The following is a 16873-nucleotide window of genomic DNA, read 5'->3' on the forward strand; positions in this document are numbered from 1 at the left end:
GATCGCGGGCTTGTCCGATCGCAGTCGAGGTGACGCAATGAGCGCCGTACCCGTTCCATCTTCGGAAGGCAGCCTGAACGATGTCAGCAACCGGCTGACCTTCTTCAAGAATCTCCAGGCGGTGACCAACCGCATCCATGCCACATCGAACGTGGATGAGATCATGCTGGAGCTGTCCCAGGACATCTGCAACCTGTTCAATGCCGACCGGCTGACGCTGTATGCGGTCAGTGAAGACAGGGCTTTCATCGTCTCCAAGCTCAAGACCGGCCTCAATTCCTTCAAGGATTTGAAACTTCCCATCACCGATCAGAGCATTGCCGGTTATGTGGCCTTGTCCAAGCGGGTGGTGAATGTCAGCGATGTGTACGACGAGGCGGAGCTGAAGGCGATCCACCACAGCCTGCGTTTCCTGAAGGAAGTCGACAAGCGCACCGGATATCGCACCCAGCAGATGCTGGTGGCCGCGATTGTCGATCAATCCAGCGGCGAGCTTCAAGGGGTCGTCCAGATCATCAACAACAAGGCGGGCACGCCTTTCGCCCAGGTGGCGGAGGAGGGCGTGCGGAGCTTGTGCGAGACCCTGGCCATCGCCTTCACTCAGCGCAACAAGCCGGCAAGGCCGGTCAGGTCGAAATATGATTTCCTGGTCGCGGATGCCGTGGTCACCGCCGACGAACTCGATCTGGCGAAGCGCACGGCGCGCCAGGAGGGCCAGAGCATCGAGGACATCCTGATCGAGCGGTATCAGGTGACGCTTTCGGCACTGGGCTCGGCGTTGTCGAAATTCTTCAACGTTCCTTATGAGAGCCACAATCCGGAACGCCTGAAACCGGTGGATCTGCTGAAGAACCTCAAGCGCGAGTACCTGGAACAGAATCAGTGGGCGCCGATCGACGATACGGCGGAGGGCATCGTGGTGCTCTGCCTGGATCCGGAGCAGGTCAAGGGCTCCCGCGTCGTCAATAACGTTTTTCCCCGAGCCAGGATTTCTTATCGAGTCACCACCAACCGGGGATTCCAGGAAACCCTGGATGCCCTGTTCGGCGCCAGGGGCGGGATGGAGATGGACTCCACCTCGGTGGGCGACCTGCTCTCGGGCATGGACGACGACGAGGATGCCGACGCTGCGGCCGACGATGTGTCCGCCGCCGCCGACAACGAACTGGTCAAGCTGGTCAACAAGATCATCATCGACGCCTACCAGCAAGGGGCTTCGGACATCCACGTAGAGCCATCTCCCGGCAAGGAAAAGACCCTCATCCGCTTTCGCAAGGACGGCTCCTTGCAGAAGTATGTGGAAATTCCCGCCACCTACCGCAATGCGATCGTCGCGCGCTTGAAGATCATGTGCGACCTGGACATCGCCGAGCGGCGCCGGCCCCAGGACGGCAAGATCAAGTTCAAGAAGTTCGGGCCGCTGGATATCGAGCTGCGGGTCGCCACCATTCCCTCCGCCGGCGGAGTCGAGGATGTGGTGATGCGGATTCTCGCCGCGGGCGAGCCGATTCCGCTGGACAAGCTGGGCGTGCTGCCGACCAATCTGGAAAGACTCAAGGGCGCGGTCAGCAAGCCCTACGGCCTGTTCTTCGTCTGTGGTCCGACAGGTTCCGGCAAGACCACCACGCTGCACTCGGTGCTGAGCTACCTGAATACGCCGGACACCAAGATCTGGACCGCAGAGGATCCTGTGGAAATCACCCAGAAAGGCTTGCGCCAGGTTCAGGTCAACAAGAAGGCCGGCCTCGACTTCGCCGTCGTGATGAAGGCTTTTCTGCGTGCCGATCCGGACATCATCATGGTGGGCGAGATGCGCGATGCCGAGACCACTGGCATCGGCATCGAAGCCTCGCTGACCGGCCACCTGGTGTTCGCCACGCTGCATACCAACAGCGCGCCGGAATCCATCATCCGTCTGCTCGACATGGGCATGGACCCCTTCAATTTCGCCGACGCACTGCTGGGGATCCTTGCCCAGCGGCTGGCCAAGCGTCTGTGCGGAAAATGCAAGGAAGCCTATACGCCCGACGAAGAGGAAATGCGCCTCTTCATGGCCGAGTACTGTTCCGAACTGGTCAATACCGAAACCTTCAAGCAAGACCGGACGGCCGCCCAGGATGCCGTGCGCCAGCGTCTGCTGCAGGACTACGGCAAGGACGGAAAGTTCTCCGCGTATCGGCCCAAGGGCTGTCCGGAATGCAACGGTACGGGCTACAAAGGGCGGGTCGGCCTCCACGAACTCATGCTGGGCACCGATCCGGTCAAGAAACTGATCCAGGAGCATGCACGGGTGGCGGAGCTTCTGGCACAGGCGCTGGCCGATGGCATGTTGACCTTGAAAATGGACGGCATGGAGAAGGTGTTGCAAGGCATTACCGACATGAAGCAGGTTCGGGCGGTCTGCATCAAGTGATGCATCATGAATTCTCCGGCAGACCTCCTCAAGCGCCTTGACCACCTCAACGAGGTCGGCGCCGCGCTCTCCAAAGAGCGGGATATCAACCGCCTCCTGGAAAACATTCTGCTGGCGGCCAAGACCATCACCCATGCCGACGGCGGCACCTTGTACCGGATGACGGAAGACGGGACGAGCCTTCGCTTCGAGATCATGCGCACCGACTCCCTGAACATCGCGCTCGGAGGCACCACCGGCAACGTCATTTCCCTGCCGGATCTGCCGCTGGTCAATGCGCATGGCGCACCCAACAATGCATTGGTCGCCGCATACGCCGCCATCAACGACAAGACCGTGAATGTCGCCGATGCCTACACCGAAGCCGGCTTCGATTTCACCGGAACCCGGATTTTCGACGAGAAGACGGGCTATCGCTCCCGTTCCTTTCTCACCGTGCCGCTGAAGAACCATGAAGATGAAATCATCGGCGTATTGCAACTGATCAATGCCGTCGACCCGGTTACCGGCGAGGTTGGGAAATTTTCCTGGGAAGATCAGCGACTCGCGGAATCCCTGGCTTCTCAGGCGGCCATTGCCTTGACCAACCGGCAACTGATCAGCCAATTGGAGAACCTGTTCGAATCGTTCATCAGCCTGATCAACCTGGCGATCGACGAGAAATCCCACTACACCGGCAGCCATTGCCAGCGCGTGCCCGTGCTGACCATGATGCTGGCCGAGGCCGTGAATCTCACCACGGAGGGTCCCCTGGCGAATTTCCGCATGACCGAGAAGGACCGCTATGAACTGAAAATCGCCGGTCTGCTCCATGATTGCGGCAAGGTGACCACGCCGGTCCACGTGGTGGATAAAGCCGCCAAGCTGGAGGCCCTGTTCGATCGCATCCACCTGCTGGATACCCGCTTCGAGGTCTTGAAGCGGGATGCCGAGATCCGGATGTTGAGGCAGGCGCTGGCCGGCGGGGAATCCTGCCTGACGCGTCGCGCCGAGGCCGCGCTGGCGTCGGAGTGGGCGGCCCTCGATGAAGAGCGGGCCTTCCTGCACCGCGTCAACATCGGCGGCGAGACCATGCGGGCCGAGGATCAGCAGCGGGTCCGCGACATCGGCGCCAACCGCCGCTGGCGCAATGCGGATGGACACGAGGTGCCGTTCCTGTCGGAAGATGAGATCGAGAACCTCACCATCCGGGCCGGCACGCTGACCCAGGCCGAGCGGGAAGTGATCAATCACCACATCGTGGCGACCATTCGGATGCTGGAGCAACTGCCCTGGCCCAAGCACCTGCGCAACGTGCCCGAATATGCCGGCGGCCACCACGAGCGCATGGACGGCAAGGGTTATCCCAAGGGGCTGACCCGGGAGCAGATGTCGGTCCAGGCCCGCATCATGGGAATTGCCGATATTTTTGAAGCCCTGACCGCGTCCGACCGCCCCTACAAACCGGGAATGAAGCTGTCCCAGGCGATTTCCATTCTGAGCAATTTCGCCCGCAACGGCCACATCGACCCGGACCTGTTCGAAATCTTCGTCCGCCAGGGGGTTTTCAGGCAATATGCCGAGCGCTATCTGGACCCGAGCCAGATCGACGAGGTCGATCCGGAAAGCGTGCTTCAGGGGTGACGATTTTTGTTACTTTTTGCGCTTTGATCGTTGATGCGCATCCACCCCCTTCCCTGATTCCGCATCAAATCCGGGAATGGTCCTGGCGTGACTATTGCTTTATCATGGCGGCAAGTTTCCGTTTTTCAACCGTAAGGAGGAAGTGATGAAAAAAGTGCAACAAGGCTTTACCCTGATCGAACTGATGATCGTGGTCGCCATCGTCGGTATCCTGGCCGCCGTGGCGCTGCCGGCGTATCAGGACTACACGGTTCGCGCCCGGGTTTCCGAAGGTTTGGCCCGTCTGGCCGAAGCGAAGACCTCGGTGGCTGAGTATTTTTCTGCGCAGAACACCTTTGCACCTTCCACTGCTTCTGCTGGTTTCAATTCCGCGGCGGCTGGTAACGTGACCAGGGTGCAGTGTGCGGATGGTGGTACAGCCGGTACTTGCAACGTGGTCGAAATGTCCATGAATACCACAACCATTCCGCAGTTGGCCAGCGCTAATCTCCTGCAGATGTCTGCCACTCTGACCAATGGCATGATCGTCTGGCGCTGCCGAGCTGCTGGTACAAACGGTATCCCTACCCGCTTCCTGCCGGCCAGCTGCAAGTAATTTCTTTGTTTTCTGGAAAGCCCCGGTTTAACCGGGGCTTTTTTTCGCCATGAATATTTCTGCTCGCTTGTCGATTCCGATCGGGATTGTCGTCATTTTGCTGCTCACCGCCTTGGCATATTGGGGGGGCTGCGGGGTGCCTACTATTTCGATGACTATGGCCAGATTGTCTGGAACGCTGGCCTGAGCATGAGGGAGCTCAACTGGAAGGAGTTCCTGGCCGCTGCGACTTCTTCCGATGCCGGGCCTCTGGGGCGCCCCGTCGCAATGGGGAGTTTCGCCTTGGAGCAGTATTTTTGGGGAACAGAGCCAGACCATTTCAAGCTGGTCAATTTGTTTATCCACCTTGCCAACAGCCTGTTGCTGGCCCTGCTGACCACGGAATTGGTAAGGGCCCTGCCTAGAACGCCGGGCCAGCGAGGACTGGCGCCTGCGGAAAAGATTTTGATTTTGGCGGTCACCGCCTGGTGGGCATTCCACCCCTTGGGCGTGACGGGCGTTCTGTACATCGTGCAGCGCATGACCAGCCTTTCTGCGTTGTTTTCATTCTTCGCTCTTTGGGGCTATCTGCGGTGGCGCCGGAAATCACTGGAGTCGGGGCGATCAGGTGATTTGATAACGGCCATGGCTGTTTTGTTGGTTGGCGGCCTTCTGTCGTTGCTGACCAAGGAGAATGGTGCTTTGACTTTCGGTTTTGCCTGGCTGACCGAGGTGTTGGTACTGCGGTTTCGGGGAGCGACCGCCGGCCAGGAAAGGTTTCTGCGTACTCTGGGCCTGCTGGGTCCCATTCTGGCTGCCCTGGCCGTATTGGCGTTCTGGCTGGAATATCCGGGATGGCTGAACAGTCTCTATGCGGATCGAGCGTTCACCCTGGAACAACGCCTCCTCACCGAGGCCAGGGTACTGTGGTTTTACCTGCGCCAGATTGTGTTGCCGAGTAGTACTGCAATGGGACTCTACCATGATGGTTTCCCCCTGTCCTTGGGGTTGTTCCAACCTTGGACAACGGCACTGGCCATCCTGGGGCACATATCGCTACTGGCTCTGGGTTGGTGGTTACGCAGACGCCAGCCTTTGGCGGCATTCGGCATTGCCTGGTTTTACCTGGGGCATGCAACGGAATCGACGGTCATTCCCTTGGAACTCGTTTTTGAGCATCGCAATTACTTGCCGCAGTACGGCATCCTGCTTGCCAGTGCCTACCTGATGGTCTGGAGGAGTCGTGTGTTCTGGAAGGCCCGCATCGGGTTGCTCTGCGGACTGATTTTCCTGGCGCTCATCAACACGGCTTTGCGTGCGCAGGCAATGGGAGAAAAGGTTGCTTATCCGGTCTATGAGGCTGTCCGCCATCCGGAGTCGTCACGCGCGAATTTCGATGCGGGACTGATCATTGCCGGTGCAATCGGGCAAAACGCCCAATTGGTCAATGAGTATTACGCGCAATCCCATCAGTTCTTCGATCGTTCCAGGAGTGCGGATCCGCATACTTTGGCGCCATTTGTCGGCATGATGAAGCTTTCTTCCGTGAGCGGAGTGCCTTACCCCCCGGACTATCTGGATGAGTTCGAGCGGCGCCTGCGAAATGGGGTCCCGCCGCGAGCGAGCAGTTTCATTCCTCGCATCCTAGGTGAGCAACTCTCGGCATCCAAGCCGATTCTCTCGATTGAGGACGGCAGGCGTTTGTATCAGGCGGCCATCGAAAATCGATTATTGACGGGTTATCCCCGCGCTTGTTGGGAAGCCGGCTATGGCCTGTTCCTGTTTAATATCGTGGGCGATCGGGCAAATGGTTTGGTATTGATGCGTGCTGCGGTGGCCGATGCTCCGAGTCATGCGGACTTGTGGGTTTTCCTCGCTGCGATGCTGATATCGTCCGGTGATGCCGAGTCGGCAGAAAGGGCTATCGATGAGGCCCAGCGGCAGGATAGAAAAGGTTATTCGTCTGATGACCTGGCGAAATTGCGCAACGGCTTGGAATTATTGAAAAGTGGCAAACATGCAATCCAATAGGACAGTGTCGGTTGTCATCCCAGCCAAAAATGAAGCGCCATCGCTGGCAGGCGTGTTGGCTCGCATTCGAAATCTGCCCATGGTGTCGGAGGTGGTGGTCGTGGATGACGGCTCCACGGATGCCACGGCAGAGGTTTCCATTGCAGGCGGCGCTTCGGTCACCAGGAATCCTTATTCACTGGGAAATGGCGGCGCGATCAAGGCCGGTGCCCGTGCCGCCACGGGAGACATCCTGGTTTTCATGGATGCCGACGGTCAGCATCAGCCCGAGGATATTCCGAAGTTGCTGGAGAAGATGGATGAGGGCTACGACATGGTCGTCGGAGCCCGAACATCCGCCAATTCCCAGGCAGGACTCCATCGGGCTGCTGCCAATGGGTTCTACAATCGGTTTGCGAGTTGGATGGTGGGACAGCCGATCCTGGATCTGACTTCCGGCTTCCGCGCCGTCCGGGCCAACAAGTTCCGCCGCTTCCTGTTCCTGCTGCCCAACGGCTTTTCCTATCCCACCACCATCACCATGTCCTTCTTCCGCAGCGGCCTGCCGGTGGCCTATCTACCCGTCGAGGTGAAGAAGCGGATCGGTCGTAGCCATGTCCGGATCGTGCGCGATGGCATACGTTTTCTGTTGATCATCTTCAAGATCGGTACCCTGTTTTCCCCCATGAAGCTGTTCCTCCCGGTCAGCCTGGGTTTCTTTGGAACGGGGATCGCCTATTACGTCTACACCTACCTGACCCAGCATCGCTTCACCAACATGAGCGCTCTGCTGCTGATCACCTCGGTGCTGGTGTTTCTGATCGGCCTGGTCTCGGAGCAGATCGCGGCCCTGAATTTCAAGGGCACCGACGGCGACGATCATCTGTAGTTTCCCGTCCACGGGCACCCCAAGATGAAGTTCCTGATCGACATCAATCACCCGGCCCATGTGCATTTCTTTCGTCAGCCCATGGAACTGCTGGCGGCGCGCGGCCATGAGCTGGTCGTGACCAGTCGGGCCAAGGAAATGGCTTTGCCACTGCTGGATGAGCTTGGAGTCAGACATGTGGTGCTCAGCGCCCACAAGGGGGGAGGGTTGCTTGTCCTGGGCCAGGAACTGATCAAACGAGACTGGGCCTTGTGGCAGGTGGCAAGGCGCGAGCGTCCCGATGCGATGGCCGCCATCGGAGGTACCTTCGTCGCGCACGTGGGCTGGTTGTCCGGCATTCCCAGTCTGGTGTTCTACGACACCGAAAATGCCAAGCTGCAGAATGCGATCACCTATCCCTTCGCCCGACGGGTGATCGTGCCCCGCTGCTATCAGGGGCGTCTGCCGTCACACCAGGAACGGTACGACGGCTATCATGAGCTTTCCTATCTGCATCCCCGTCGCTTCCAGCCCGATCGCGCCTTGGCGGAGCACAACGGACTGGACCCAGCTCGGGATAATTTCTTTGTCCGCACGGTGTCGTGGCAGGCCAATCACGATTTGCTGGAGACCGGTTGGAGCGTCCCCCTGCTGCGACGGCTGGTCGCCTGGCTGGCCGAGCGTGGCCGGGTGCATATCTCCTCGGAAACGTCCCTGCCCGAGGATCTGGCCTCCTTTGCCTACCGGGGCCGCGTGGGCGACGTCCATCATCTAATGGCCCATTGCCGCCTGTTCGTGGGGGAGAGCGCCACCATGGCCTCCGAGTGTGCGGTATTGGGTGTGCCGGCCATTTACGCGGCCCATACGGGACGGGGCTACACCGACGAGCAGGAGCATCGCTACGGTCTGGTGAGCAACCTGCGCCAGTTCGACGCCGATCGCCTGATTGCAAGTGCCAGCGCAATGCTGCAACAGCCCAGCAGCGTGTGGCCCGAACGGCATCGGCGCCTGCTGGCCGAGACCATCGATGTGGCGAGCTATGTGGCGGACCGCATCGAACAGCGGGGGACCGCCCTTTAGCCATGTGCGGCATCAGTGGCGCATTTTCCGCATCTCCGTTGTCATCCGGCCGGGATGGGGGATGGATAGATGTGATGCGGCAATCCCTTTCCCATCGTGGTCCCGACGGTTGGGGGAGGGAGCTGTTTGAGAACGCGGCGCTGAACCACAATCGTCTGGCCATCATCGATCCGGCCGGCGGGCAGCAGCCCCTGCGGGGCGCGTCAGGTACAAACTGGATAGTCTTCAATGGGGAAATCTACAACTACCGGGAACTCCGGCAGGGCCTGGCCGGCTATCCTTTTCGCACTCACTCCGATACCGAGGTGATCCTGGCCCTCTTCGAGCGGGAAGGCGTATCGGGCTGGCGCCACCTGCGGGGTATGTTCGCCTTCGCCCTGTGGGATGAATCGAGCCGGACGGGCTACCTGGTCCGGGATCCGGTGGGTATCAAGCCCCTGTTCTATGCGCAGCACGGCGATAAGCTGTTGTTCGGTTCGGAGGCCAAGGCCTTGCTGGCGGGGGGCATCGTTCCCCGGTTACACGAGCCATCCCTCCATGGCGTGATGAATTTTCGTTACCTGCCCGGCGATGGCAGCCTCTTCTCCGGCATCGTTCAGCTCCCCCCCGGGCGGGTGCTGACCTGGCGCCAGGATGCGGTGTCCCTGGCGGAACTGCCACGGCAGCGTCCTTCACAGCTAGAGCCGCTGCCGGATCTGCTGGCGGAGGCGGCGGCTCGGCATATGGTCGCCGATGTACCCGTGGGCTCTTATTTGTCCGGAGGCGTCGATTCCGCCTTGATCGCTGCCCTGGCCTCCAGGGAAGGTCCTCTGGCCACTTATACCCTGGAGGTCGGCGACGACCCGCGGGAAGCCGACCATGCGCTGGAAACCGCTCGGCTGCTGGGTTTACCCAATCAGCGTGCCTCCTTGTGCATCGAGGATGGCATCGAACTGCATCGCGCCATGGTGCGCCATCTTGAAGTGCCCAAGGTCAACGCCTTGCAGGGCATGCAGCTCGCGGAGTTCGTGGCCCGGCAGGGCAAAGTCGCGCTGTCCGGCCTGGGGGGGGACGAGTTGTTCTATGGCTACAACGCTCATCGCATCTTCTGGCTCGCCCATCTGGCCGGCAGACTTCCCTCCGGCCTGCGCCACGGCCTGGCCCGCCCCCTCCTGGGGCGGCTGGCACCGGACGCCTGGACCGAGCCGCGCCGCGGACTGATGATGCTGGAAGCCCTGCCGGACTGGCCCCGGGTTTATGGCCTGCTGCGCAATGTCTGGGATTGCCCCGAGCTGCGGCGTCAGATTTATGGCGAACGCATGATGGATGCGGCATTGCCCGATGCCTTCACTCTGGTGGCGGAGCGTTGGCCCCGTGAGCCTGATCCGGTCAAGGCCATGGCCGAATTCGAGTTGCGCAACAAGATGGTGAACGACCTGTTGTGGAACGAGGACCGGATGGGCATGCGGGCGGGGTTGGAGATCCGTGTGCCCCTGCTGGATGAGGGGCTGGTGGATTATTTCCTCAATGCATCCAGGGCCGGGTTGATGCCTCTGGGTCGGGCCAAGCATGCGCTGCGCCGCTGTGCCCGGCAGACCTTGCCCGGGAGGATTCTCCGCCGCCCCAAGAGCGGATTTCAACTGGATATCGTCGCCTTGGCCCAGGGAGCGTTGCGACCGTTCTTCGATACTTATCTCAGCCCGGAGCGGATCGCCCGCCATCGACTATTCAATGGGGCCTTCGTCGGCCAGATCATGGCAGGGCCGGCAAGGCGAGGCCAGCGCTGGCAGTGGTTCCTGCTCTATCTGATGGCTCAGGCCCACCTGCTGATGGAGGAGTTCGATGCGTATTGAAGAGGCCCGCCTGATCCAGGTGTTCGACCAGACCATGGCCTGGAGCCGCACTCGGGACTATCGGGAGCACACCAAGCATGACGCCTTGAACAGTCCCCTGGTCTGGGCCGTGGCGGGCCATCATCGCTGGACGCGCATCCTCGCCACTCAGGCGGTGATGCGTTTCCCGGTGAATATCCGTGGTCTGCTGGGGGTGCCCAGGGTTCATAACCCCAAGGGACTGGCTCTGTTCGTCATGGCGCTGCTGGATCGATACCGGAGCACGAAGCAGGAGCACTATCTGGAGGAGGCGCGGTGCTTGCTGAAGCTGCTGCGCACCCTGCGATCCGACGGCGACTGGGGCGGGGACTGCTGGGGCTATCAATATCCCTGGCAGGACCTGGGCTTCTTCGCTCCCCGGTCCACACCCAATGCCGTGGTCACGGCCTTTGTCTGCGAGGCCCTGCTGGCGGCTTACAGGGTTACCGGTGATGAGGCTTATCGGTGCTCCGTGGAATCGGCCACCGGCTTCTTCCTCGGCCGTCTGCCGCGCCTGCTGGATGAGCCCGACCGTTTGTGCCTGGGCTATATGCCCATGGAGATGTCCATGCGGGTGATGGACGTGTCCATCTTGGTGGGGGCCGTGCTGGCGCAACTGGCGGCCTTGTCGGAGGATGCAGAGTTGAGGCGCCAGGCTTTGCGGTTGACGCGCTACGTGGTTTCCTGCCAGACGACGGAAGGTGCCTGGTTCTACACCGATCCACCAGAGCATTCACCGGTCAAGATCGACAACTACCACACCGGTTTTATTCTCGATGCCTTAGCGCGGGTGATGGTTGCCCTCGATCATGATGCTTGGCACGAGTCTCATCGGCGAGGGCTTGTCTTTTACGCCCGTCATCTGTTCAATGAGGACGGTTCTCCTCGCTGGATGAGTCACCGGGATTTTCCTCACGACGTCCACGGTGCGGCACAGGGCATCCTGACTTTCTCTTCTGCTGCGGGACGACAGGCGGCACCTGGCTTGGCAGACCGGGTCATGGCCTGGACGCTGAACGCCATGTACGATTCCGCAGGACGCTTTTATTACCAACAGGGAAAACATTATCGTAAAAAGTTTACGTTCATGCGTTGGTGCAATGCGTGGATGTGTCGTGCAATGGCCGGCTATTTGCGGGCCGAGGCGGACGTGAATAGCGGGTCTCTGTCATCATGAATAATATTGAACCTCCAAGAATCGAGGCTTCCTCGGAACTGACCGGGAAGATTCGGGATTTCTGGTCCCGTCGTGTCAACGCCGAGAGAGTCTTCGGTAAGACGGTTTCCCGTCATGGGCGAGGTGAGGATGCCTATTTCCGTGATCTTGAAACCCAGCGCTACCGCTCTCATCGGCACCTGAAGCCCTGGATCGAGCGGATGCAGTCGGGGCGTTCGGTATTGGAGATCGGCTGCGGTGTCGGCCTGGACACCTATACCATGGCCCGCCAAGGTTTGAATGTCACTGCCGCCGATCTTACCCATGTCGGTGTGGCTACAGCGCAGGCAAGATTTCGCCGGGAAGGACTGCCCGGCGTTTTTCTGGTCGGAGATGCTTGTGGTTTGCCACTTGCGGCGGAGTCATTCGACTACATTTATTCCTTTGGTGTTCTGCACCATGCGGCCGATACCTCGCGCTCGATAGATGAGGTCTTTCGATTGCTCAAGCCCGGTGGCATTGCCTTGATCATGCTTTATCACCGCCGTTCCTTGAATGAGTGGGTGCATAGATTGTTGGGGGTTCCTTTCGAGGAGAAGGATGAATTGTGCCCCGTGGTGCGGCGCTATACCATGGCGGAAGCCAAGGTGCTTTTTGCGCGCTTCCGCAGCGTGGAGATCAAACCTGATTTCCTATTCGGAGAGGGATATGGTGTCCTGTTCCGACTGATACCGCTGCCTATTTATCGCTGGCTGTCGCGGCGCATCGGTTGGCACCTGATGATTGCGGCGGTAAAGTGAGCAAATTCACCCTGATTGCCCACGAGGGCTTGCGTGCCATTGCAGCACCACTGTCGAATGGCCAGTTGTCTGGGTACATTCGACCGACCATCGCAGCGGTTTACATCACGAAGTACTGTAACTCCCGCTGCAACATGTGCGACTTCTGGAAAGGGGATCGCGACCCGGATGAGCTGACAGCCGAACAATGGGGCATCGTGTTTTCCCGTCTCAAGGCTTTCGGTGTCGGCTTCGTGGGGGTCAATGCTTCCGGCGAGATGTTCACCCGCAGGGACGTCTTCCAGATACTCCAGCATCTGCGCGATCTGGGTCTGGGGTTTGGCGTCAATTCCAATGGCACGCTGTTTACCAAGACCAAAGCACGGCGTCTGGCGGAGTTGGGACCGCGTCAAGTGACCATCGGCCTCGATGGCGTGGGCAATGAGGCGTATCTGGCCACTCGTGGCCTAAAGGGCGGTTTCGATAAGGTCAGCCGTCATATCGATAACCTTCTGGAGGCGGGAGTACGGGGCGTCAGCATTGGGACCGTGTTGATGCGTGAGAACATCGATGACTGGGTTCCTCTAGCCGAGTTCGCCCAGGCCAAGGGCCTAGCCGGCATTCGCTATACGGCATACCACGATTCCTATTTCAATGCGCCGACGATCCTTAAGGGACAACAATATGGCGGTACGGGCTTCATGGAAAAGGCCGCGACAAACATCGAGGCATTACTGGAACTCAAACGGAAAACCGGGATCGTGAAGAACAGCGAAGCCTACTTGCGCCGAGCCCTTGAGTTCTACCTCCAACCCAGAACCTATTTTCCGGTGCCCTGCTTGCAGGGCTCCAACCGGATTGAAATCGACGTGTTCGGCAACGTGACCTTGTGCTCTTTCGTGACGGAGCCACTGGGGAATCTCGTCAAGCAGGATATGGAGGCAATCTGGGAATCCGCAGAGCACCGGAATGCGCGGGAGGCAGCACGCACTGGCAAGTGCCCGAAATGCTTTCTCTCCTGTTACGGAGAAGAGAATCTGCGCCTGTCTGCAAAGGCTGCTCTGCCGACCATGCTGGACACCCTGCACAGGGGATACCGGCTGATACTTCGCTAGGCTCTCCTGTTCGATGGGAACGAAAAAACCTGTCTCTGCAACATGCTATGACGAAACCTGGATCGCCTCGGCCTGGGGACAGGGCTCGATTGCGAGCGAAGTGTTGCGAGACATTGAAGACCCCAGGCCCCGTGTCGCCCGGGCGATTGAACTCGCGTGCATCGATCAGGGAACGCGATTGTTGGACATTGCCTGCGGTCGCGGAGAGGTGCCTGCTATCGCTGCCAGAAAAGGTGCTTTTGCGGTCGGAATCGATTTTTCCTCGGTATCGATTACATATGCGAGTGAAGTTCGTAGAGGCCAGGGAGGATGTGACAAGTATGGATTGTTGCAGGCGGATGCCTGCAACCTGCCTTTTGCTGACGCCAGCTTCGACCGCATCACCATGCTTGATATTGTCGAGCATTTGCTGCCGGAACAACTGGAGTCCATGTTTAGTGAAGTGTCGCGGTTGCTGGCGCCGGGAGGCTATGCGGTAATCCATACGTTGCCCAATCGCTGGGTGTATGACTTGACGTTTCCCTGTCTGAATCGTTTAAGCAAGAGGGTTCCGGAAAATCCCAGAGGACCGATAGACAGCGTGGTCCATGTGAATGAGCAGGACCTTCCTGCATTGTCGAAAATGCTCGACCATTGCGGATTGAGCGGGCATGTCTGGCTTGAGCAACTTATGCCGGCGCAAGCGCGTTGGAATGCGCGAGATACTCGTTTTGGCGATCAACGGGATCGGCTGTATCCAATGCTGACCGGTATTTGGGGATCGCTGCTGGAAATCGCCAGCCAAACACCCTGTAAGCTGCTTTTGTCAAATGACATATACGCAGTAGCCTGGACCGGAAGGCAGCCGGAATTGCCTACTCTGCCGGGAAACCTCACCGAGCGGCTAGCCTGCCGCATTTTTTCTACCAATCGCCAGCGTCAGTAGCCAGACGGTGCTGGGTATCCAGGCGACGGCAAGCACCAGAAGACGAAGTAAAAGATACGCGGAGATGACGTTGGCCGCTGATAGTCCGACAGTCCCAAATACTGCGACTCCGGTGATCTCGGCGGTACCTATCCCGTTGAATGTGACCGGGACGTAGGCGACCAGGGCGCTGATCGACATCAGGCTGGCTACCGTGGTCAGGGACGGCGGCGGAATCGGTGATACAGCTCCCAAGACCGCCTGGTAGGCTGCTGCTGTCACCAACAGTTTGATCAGCGTCAGGAGCAGGTTGTTGAGCAGTGGGATGGGATGATGACGGATCAGCAATGTTATTTCCCGAGGAATCTCAGTGGCAAGTTGTATCAGGTGTCGAAGTCGGAGGGAGTTTCGGAGCAGTACAAGGGTGACGCTTATGGCGCAGACCGACAGTATGGCTGCGATGACAGCAGTACCGCGCTGCATTATGGGTAGCGGAAATTCCACCGCCAGGGCCGCAATGCCCGGTAACGCAGCCAGTGCAAAGATGATGATCGATGTGATCTTGTCCGCCAGGGTACGCCCCAGCGAGCGAGTGATCGGTATGTCATGTTTTCTCAAGAGTGCGGAGAGTGCGGCCATATCGCCGATCTGTCCGGGAAGTACCAGTCCCAGTGACCATGAGAACCAATACAGGGGCAGATAGCGATGAAAGGGGGGTATCTGATTGTCGATCCGGAGCAATTGGTAAGTATTGATGGCACCCAGAAAGGTGGCTCCCGCCACAAGCGCGACAACCACTGCTGCCGCTGGAAGTGAGATACGCGTAATGCCTGCGACCACAGCGCCAGTACCAATCCATCCGAGGAGAGCGGCGATCAGCGCCAACCCGAAAGCCAGCGAGAGGGTAGGCAGCATGGGACGCATTTCCCGTTTACTCCGGCTCGATCCGTCGAATCACTTTCAGCGGGTTACCTGCCGCGAACACATCGGCGGGAACCGCATCGCGAATCAAGGAACATGCACCGATAACGGAGTTTTCGCCTATCGAGACGCCATCGAGAATGACCACTTGTACCGAAACCCACACATTACGTCCAATTTCCACTGGACTTGCCGGCACATCAAGTACGGACTCCTGTCTACGATGTATTCCGAGGCTGTGGGCCGGGGTATCGGTAATGTAGGCATCGGCGATGTTGGAAAGCTCACCGATGGTGACGGAATTGGCGCACTGAATGGCTGTTCCGTTCAGACCAGCATGGTCGCCTAAGACTACCCTTGCCTGAGGGGTGAGCGTGCGGATACAGACAGGGCGAATGGCATTGGAGATTACGATGCAGTTGTCGCCGAACTCAATGGCGCCTGGCCCGCTGACATTCATGACACCATACACTCTAAACCAGTGTCCGGCCCGGAAGCGCCTCCCTTGCAAGCGGAAAATCAGTTTGTACCAACTGCCTTTGAGCCATGCCAGCATGGCTGGCAAGAGAAGGTATGGCGACGCTTTTAGGCGCTTAAACTGATGACGATAAAATTTCTCTGTGCTCTGATCGATCACGTGAGTTTACTTTCGACGTCGTCTTCCATGAGGGCCGTGGTGCCTTGCTGTGTGCCTTGGTATGCGCGAATCCAAATTCCGGCACCGAAGTCGGGCCGGCTCCACTGGCCAAACCAGGCAATCAAGTTGAGGAGCGGAAATAGTAGGGCATACAGGTACTTGTTGCGTTCTTCCGCTCCCGTGACGGCATAGGAGATATTGTTGGATAGATTCTCCAGCAATCCATAACTGTAGCCGGCAGCCTGGATGGTTAGGCCAGTGTCCTCGATTCGGGAGCGGATCTCGGCGAGGTGATAGCCAGGGCGTACATGGCCGGGTACGTCGAAATTCTCTGTCCAGCGGAAGACGGGCCAGCGCCGGTAATAGTGGGGCACATGCACGATCATTGTGCCGCCCTCGGCCAGCATCGAGGCAAGTTTGTGGATGACTTCGATGTCGTCCTCGATGTGCTCCAGATTATCCACTGAGAGAATCAGGTCGAATTTTCTTCCTGGTTGATACCGAGTCAGGTCGGCGACTACAAAATCACAACGGCTCTCGATGTCGATGGCACGGGCGATGTTCCGGTTTCTTTCCTGAAGTGCGGTATCGGAGTCCACACCAGTGACATTCGCCATGGGAAACTTTGCAGCCAGGAAGCGGGCGAATATGCCGCGCCCGCAGCCGGCATCAAGGATATTGGCTGCCGTTTGGGGCAGTAGTTTCTTGATTCTTCGCAGTCGAATACGCAGACCGACGATCGGTATGCCCAGAAGGTGGCAGTAGAGCCGTTCGGATAGTGACAGGGATTTGTCCCAGAAGAGTTCTTGGCCAGCAAGCAAGCGATGTTTCCTTGAAAAGTTTGGCTGTGATTAGCGGCGGGACATGTCCGCCTTCCGATTTGAGGCCGTTGAACTTAACAGCGTCATGGTCGATATACAAGCTGGCAGTTCATGTTGCTGTG

General features: G+C 58.9%; 14 protein-coding genes. 11 read left to right on the top strand and 3 right to left on the bottom strand.

Annotated features, from left to right (window positions below; translation table 11 throughout):
* The first annotated feature begins 37 nt into the window (after nt 1-37).
* From B9N43_RS01505 to B9N43_RS01555, 11 genes are all read left to right on the top strand, one after another.
* Nucleotides 38-2413: an ATPase, T2SS/T4P/T4SS family gene (locus B9N43_RS01505; RefSeq protein ID WP_145840578.1), complete on the top strand. Its 2376-nt coding sequence runs from the start codon at nt 38-40 to the stop codon at nt 2411-2413.
* 6 nt (nt 2414-2419) lie between these two features.
* The gene (locus B9N43_RS01510) at nt 2420-4036 is read left to right on the top strand and encodes an HD family phosphohydrolase (RefSeq protein ID WP_145840579.1); all 1617 of its coding nucleotides are present in this window, start codon (nt 2420-2422) and stop codon (nt 4034-4036) included.
* 145 nt (nt 4037-4181) lie between these two features.
* A complete protein-coding gene (locus B9N43_RS01515; protein WP_186453924.1) occupies nt 4182-4631 on the top strand; it encodes a pilin in 450 nt (149 codons plus the stop codon).
* A gap of 282 nt (nt 4632-4913) precedes the next feature.
* Nucleotides 4914-6641, top strand: coding sequence for a tetratricopeptide repeat protein (locus tag B9N43_RS01520; RefSeq protein WP_145840580.1), 1728 nt, complete (start codon nt 4914-4916; stop codon nt 6639-6641).
* Nucleotides 6628-7509, top strand: coding sequence for a glycosyltransferase family 2 protein (locus tag B9N43_RS01525; protein WP_145843395.1), 882 nt, complete (start codon nt 6628-6630; stop codon nt 7507-7509). Before B9N43_RS01520 ends, B9N43_RS01525 begins: the two co-directional genes overlap by 14 nt.
* A 24-nt stretch (nt 7510-7533) precedes the next feature.
* Nucleotides 7534-8568, top strand: coding sequence for a DUF354 domain-containing protein (locus B9N43_RS01530; RefSeq protein ID WP_145840581.1), 1035 nt, complete (start codon nt 7534-7536; stop codon nt 8566-8568).
* 2 nt (nt 8569-8570) lie between these two features.
* Entirely contained in the window at nt 8571-10400 is a 1830-nt protein-coding gene (asnB, locus tag B9N43_RS01535) for an asparagine synthase (glutamine-hydrolyzing) (RefSeq protein ID WP_145840582.1), read from the top strand.
* Entirely contained in the window at nt 10390-11595 is a 1206-nt protein-coding gene (locus B9N43_RS01540) for a hypothetical protein (protein ID WP_145840583.1), read from the top strand. The genes asnB and B9N43_RS01540 overlap by 11 nt, the downstream gene beginning before the upstream one ends.
* Nucleotides 11592-12374: a class I SAM-dependent methyltransferase gene (locus B9N43_RS01545; RefSeq protein WP_145840584.1), complete on the top strand. Its 783-nt coding sequence runs from the start codon at nt 11592-11594 to the stop codon at nt 12372-12374. Before B9N43_RS01540 ends, B9N43_RS01545 begins: the two co-directional genes overlap by 4 nt.
* Nucleotides 12371-13468: a radical SAM protein gene (locus B9N43_RS01550; RefSeq protein WP_145840585.1), complete on the top strand. Its 1098-nt coding sequence runs from the start codon at nt 12371-12373 to the stop codon at nt 13466-13468. Before B9N43_RS01545 ends, B9N43_RS01550 begins: the two co-directional genes overlap by 4 nt.
* A 13-nt stretch (nt 13469-13481) precedes the next feature.
* Nucleotides 13482-14393 (top strand): SAM-dependent methyltransferase, encoded by a 912-nt coding sequence (locus B9N43_RS01555; protein WP_145840586.1) that lies wholly within the window; start codon nt 13482-13484, stop codon nt 14391-14393.
* Here the strand turns inward: B9N43_RS01555 and B9N43_RS01560 are convergent.
* Genes B9N43_RS01560 through B9N43_RS01570 form a run of 3 tightly spaced genes read right to left on the bottom strand, consistent with a single transcriptional unit; the run spans nt 14352 to nt 16751 of the window.
* Nucleotides 14352-15287, bottom strand: coding sequence for a lysylphosphatidylglycerol synthase transmembrane domain-containing protein (locus B9N43_RS01560; RefSeq protein ID WP_186453926.1), 936 nt, complete (start codon nt 15285-15287; stop codon nt 14352-14354). The two genes, B9N43_RS01555 and B9N43_RS01560, sit on opposite strands and share 42 nt — an antisense overlap.
* A gap of 16 nt (nt 15288-15303) precedes the next feature.
* Entirely contained in the window at nt 15304-15930 is a 627-nt protein-coding gene (locus tag B9N43_RS01565) for an acyltransferase (RefSeq protein WP_145840588.1), read from the bottom strand.
* Nucleotides 15927-16751: a class I SAM-dependent methyltransferase gene (locus tag B9N43_RS01570; RefSeq protein WP_145840589.1), complete on the bottom strand. Its 825-nt coding sequence runs from the start codon at nt 16749-16751 to the stop codon at nt 15927-15929. Before B9N43_RS01570 ends, B9N43_RS01565 begins: the two co-directional genes overlap by 4 nt.
* Nucleotides 16752-16873: the final 122 nt, after the last annotated feature.

The organism is Denitratisoma sp. DHT3 (assembly GCF_007833355.1).
Classification (GTDB): Bacteria; Pseudomonadota; Gammaproteobacteria; order Burkholderiales; family Rhodocyclaceae; genus Denitratisoma.

Bases quoted from the DNA above. Each gene is read 5' to 3' on its own strand.
- asnB (WP_145840582.1), top strand. From the start codon at position 8,571: ATGTGCGGCATCAGTGGCGCATTTTCCGCATCTCCGTTGTCATCCGGC.
- B9N43_RS01510 (WP_145840579.1), top strand. From the start codon at position 2,420: ATGAATTCTCCGGCAGACCTCCTCAAGCGCCTTGACCACCTCAACGAG.
- B9N43_RS01505 (WP_145840578.1), top strand. From the start codon at position 38: ATGAGCGCCGTACCCGTTCCATCTTCGGAAGGCAGCCTGAACGATGTC.
- B9N43_RS01515 (WP_186453924.1), top strand. From the start codon at position 4,182: ATGAAAAAAGTGCAACAAGGCTTTACCCTGATCGAACTGATGATCGTG.
- B9N43_RS01555 (WP_145840586.1), top strand. From the start codon at position 13,482: ATGGGAACGAAAAAACCTGTCTCTGCAACATGCTATGACGAAACCTGG.
- B9N43_RS01545 (WP_145840584.1), top strand. From the start codon at position 11,592: ATGAATAATATTGAACCTCCAAGAATCGAGGCTTCCTCGGAACTGACC.
- B9N43_RS01525 (WP_145843395.1), top strand. From the start codon at position 6,628: ATGCAATCCAATAGGACAGTGTCGGTTGTCATCCCAGCCAAAAATGAA.
- B9N43_RS01540 (WP_145840583.1), top strand. From the start codon at position 10,390: ATGCGTATTGAAGAGGCCCGCCTGATCCAGGTGTTCGACCAGACCATG.
- B9N43_RS01530 (WP_145840581.1), top strand. From the start codon at position 7,534: ATGAAGTTCCTGATCGACATCAATCACCCGGCCCATGTGCATTTCTTT.
- B9N43_RS01560 (WP_186453926.1), bottom strand. From the start codon at position 15,287: ATGCTGCCTACCCTCTCGCTGGCTTTCGGGTTGGCGCTGATCGCCGCT.